The 3404-nt window shown below is 69.8% G+C and carries 3 protein-coding genes; 2 read left to right on the forward strand and 1 reads right to left on the reverse strand.

Annotation, left to right across the window (positions count from 1 at the left end; translation table 11 throughout):
- Positions 1-1815, forward strand: a 1815-nt coding sequence (locus A5780_RS32130; protein ID WP_064910919.1) for an N-acetylmuramoyl-L-alanine amidase, incomplete at its 5' end; no start/stop codon positions are given.
- 118 nt (positions 1816-1933) lie between these two features.
- Here A5780_RS32130 and A5780_RS32135 read toward each other — a convergent pair.
- Positions 1934-2737 (reverse strand): Cof-type HAD-IIB family hydrolase, encoded by an 804-nt coding sequence (locus A5780_RS32135; protein WP_063016453.1) that lies wholly within the window; start codon positions 2735-2737, stop codon positions 1934-1936.
- Positions 2738-2909: 172 nt separating this feature from the next.
- Between A5780_RS32135 and A5780_RS32140 the strand changes: the two genes are divergently transcribed.
- A partial coding sequence (locus tag A5780_RS32140; protein ID WP_197521927.1) for an ABC transporter permease occupies positions 2910-3404 on the forward strand: 495 nt, incomplete at its 3' end.

The raw sequence follows: 3404 nt of genomic DNA on the forward strand, positions 1-3404 counted from the left end.
ACTCCCGCCGCCTCCCCCGCGCACGCCGGCCCCGGCTTCATCGCCGCTCCGCTCGACCCCGCGCAGGTTCCCGGCGCCGACCCGGCCGCCCCCGCCCTGTCGCCCGGTGCCGTACCACCGGATATGGCCGATCAGGTCGGTGCGGAGGTCAAGGAATTGACTCGGGACACCCCGTTCAGCATGGTCGCGCTGACCGCGAAGGAACTGGCCGACACCACCTCCCTGATCCGCGCCCAGCAGGCCGACGGCACCTGGGGACCGTGGTTCCCGGCCGATCGGGTCGATACCGATCGCAGCGATCACGCGGCCGCCCCCGCCCGGACCGGCACCGAACCGATCTACGTCGGCGAGACCAAGGCGGTTCAGATACTGACCACCCACAAGGCGATCACCCCGGCCGCCGGCCGCTCCGACGACCCGGCGCAGCAGGCCGCCTCGCAGCTCTCGGCGGTGCTGATCAATCCCGGGCGCGGCGCGATCGACGACAACCTGGCCTCCGTCGCCGCGCCGCTGCCTGGCGGCGGGCCGAAGGTGATCAGCCGGGCGCAGTGGGGCGCCGACGAATCGCTGCGCTGCGAGGAACCCACCTACGACGACGGGCTGGGCGGAATCACCGTGCACCACACCGCCGGGCGCAACGACTACACCAAGGCCGAGTCCGCGGGCATCGTGCGCGCGATCTACGCGTATCACGCCAAAACGCTGGGCTGGTGCGATATCGGCTACAACGCACTGGTCGACAAGTACGGCCAGATCTTCGAGGGCCGCTACGGCGGTCTGGACCGCCCGGTCGAGGGCGCGCACGCGGGCGGTTTCAACGAGAACACCGCGGGCGTGGCGATGATGGGTGATTTCGAGACCGAACCGCCCAGCGACGCCCAGCTCCAGGCCACCGGGCAGTTCGTCGGCTGGCGGGCCGAGATCGCGGGACTGGACCCCGAGGGCCACACCACCATGTACTCAGAGGGCACCGACTACACCCCGTACGCCGAGGGTGCAGCGGTGGACCTGCCGATCGTGTTCGCACATCGCGATGTCGGCAATACCACCTGCCCCGGTGATGCCGCCTATGCGCGCATGGATCGCATCCGCGAGATCGCCGCGGGCGTCGCCGCCGACACCGCGCCCGCGGCTCCGAAAGACCAACGCGCGCACGCGGATCTGGCGGCTCTCGCGAACGCGATCGCCACATACTGGGCGGGGCAGGGCGGTCCGAACGGACACCTCGGCGCCGCCTCCTCCGAACCGACGCCGACCGGCGACGGCGGCCAGTACGCCAAGTTTGTCAACGGCTACGTCTACGCCGCGCCCGACGGCTCGATCGTCGAGCTGGCAGGCCGGATCCTCGACCGCTTCGTCCAGCTCGGCGCCGAATCCGGGGCGCTCGGAACGCCTTTGCGCAATCCGTATCCGGTTCCCGGCGGTCAGCGGGCCGATTTCCGGCTCGGCTCACTGATCCTCGACACCGCCACCGGCGTCGTCACCACCCTGCTGAAACACGGTGGGGCACAACCCGGCCCGGCGGGCGAGCCGATTCCGCAGGCACTGCCCGTCGCGGACGCCCCGGCCCCGCCGACGGCTCCGGACGCGCCCGCACCTTCCGATCCGCAAGCATCGGCCGCACCCCAGCCGGCACCCGATGCGCAACCGGCCCCCGATGCCCAAGCAGCACCGGAGGCGCCGGCCGCCCCCGCTCCCGAAGCGCCGAACCCGGCCGCACCCGCACCGGTTGGTCCGGTTCCCGAAGCGCCGCCCGCGCCCGAGTCCGCTGCGGCGGCGCCGTCCCAGCCCGTTCCTCCGGCCCCGGCGGGCTGAAGGCCGAGGTCGGCACCCCGAACTATTCGTGCAAACCTCCACCCACATGCGCGAAACCCGCCGATTGCGGCGAGGTTTGCACGATTGCTTCGGGCCGAGACAACCTGGGCTGAGGTCCTCAGCTCTCCCACCAGCGCTCGAGCACCCGCGCGACGCCGTCCTCCGAATTGGAGGCGGTGATCTCGTCGGCGGCGGCCTGGGCCTCGGGGTGAGCGTTGCCCATCGCCACGCCGTGCCCGGCCATCCGGAGCATCGGCACGTCGTTGGGCATATCGCCGAAGGCCAGGATCGCCGCCGGGTCCACCCCGAGCCGCTCGGCGACCACGCTCAGGCCGGCGGCCTTCGTGATCCCGGGCGCGGACAGTTCGATGAGCCCGTTGTTGGTGGAGTAGGTGATGTCGGCCCGCCCGGCCAGGTGGGGTTCCAGGGCCGACTGCATCTCCGCACTGGGCGTTCCCCGCAGCCGGATCAGCATCTTGATCGCCGGCGCCGAGATGACCTCCTGCCGCGACACCTGGGTGTCGTCCGGATTCAGCCAGGCGTGCTCGTATTCGGGTGAGCTGACGAATTGCGGCGTCGCGGCATCGTGCGCGCTGCGGCCCACGCGCTCGGCGGCCAGCCCGCAGCCGGGTAGCACGCGCTCGGCGAGGTCGGCGATCCACGCCAGACTCTCCACATCCAATGTGCTGGTGTGCAGGATGCGATCGGCGGCACTGTCGTAGATCACCGCGCCGTTGCCGCAGACACACAGCGGAGGAAAGCCCAGGCCCTCGACCACCGGATCGATCCAGCGCGGCGGACGACCCGTGGCCAGCACGAACGGCACTCCGTCGGCGATCAGCGCGGCCACCGCGGTACGGGTGCGCGGAGTCACCCGTTCCCATTCGTCGAGCAGCGTGCCATCGACATCGGTGGCCACCATCTTCGGCTTCGGCAGACGCGTCACCTATTCCATCCTGCCCGAAATTCCGGCGTGGCTGTAATCATTTGCCCGCGCCCCGCCTGCGAGTGGGCCGGAAGTGGTGCACGATGTCACCGGTGGACTCGAGACCATTCCCTATGATCAGGGGCTAGTAACCGACCCGAGGGGACCGATGACCGGCTTTCTGCTACGACGTGCGCTCAACTATGTCGTGCTGCTGGCGCTGGCGTCGTTCCTGGCTTTCAGTCTGGCGTCGCTGACATTTCGCCCGCTGGACAGCCTCGAACAGCGCAATCCGCGACCGCCGCAGTCGGTGATCGATGCCAAGGCCCACGAACTGCATCTCGACCAGCCGATCCCGCAGCGCTACCTCACCTGGGTCGGCGGCGTGGTGCACGGTGACTTCGGCACGACCCTGACGGGGCAGCCGGTCAGCCAGGAACTGCCGCGCCGGATCGGGGTCAGTCTGCGGTTGCTGATCGTAGGCTCGGTCGTCGGAACGGTCCTCGGCGTGCTGATCGGTGCGGCCGGTGCGATCCGGCAATATCGGTTCAGCGACTACTTCACGACGATATTTTCCCTGCTGGTGCTCAGCACGCCTATCTTCCTGTTGGCCACGCTACTGAAATACGGTGCGCTGGAAATAAATTCGGCCGCGGGGCAGCAG

The sequence above is a fragment of the Nocardia sp. 852002-20019_SCH5090214 genome, from assembly GCF_001665865.1.
GTDB lineage: Bacteria > Actinomycetota > Actinomycetes > Mycobacteriales > Mycobacteriaceae > Nocardia > Nocardia nova.

What these genes read in the sequence shown, in the direction of transcription:
- A5780_RS32135 (WP_063016453.1), bottom strand. Translation starts at nt 2,737, where the DNA reads ATGGTGGCCACCGATGTCGATGGCACGCTGCTCGACGAATGGGAACGG.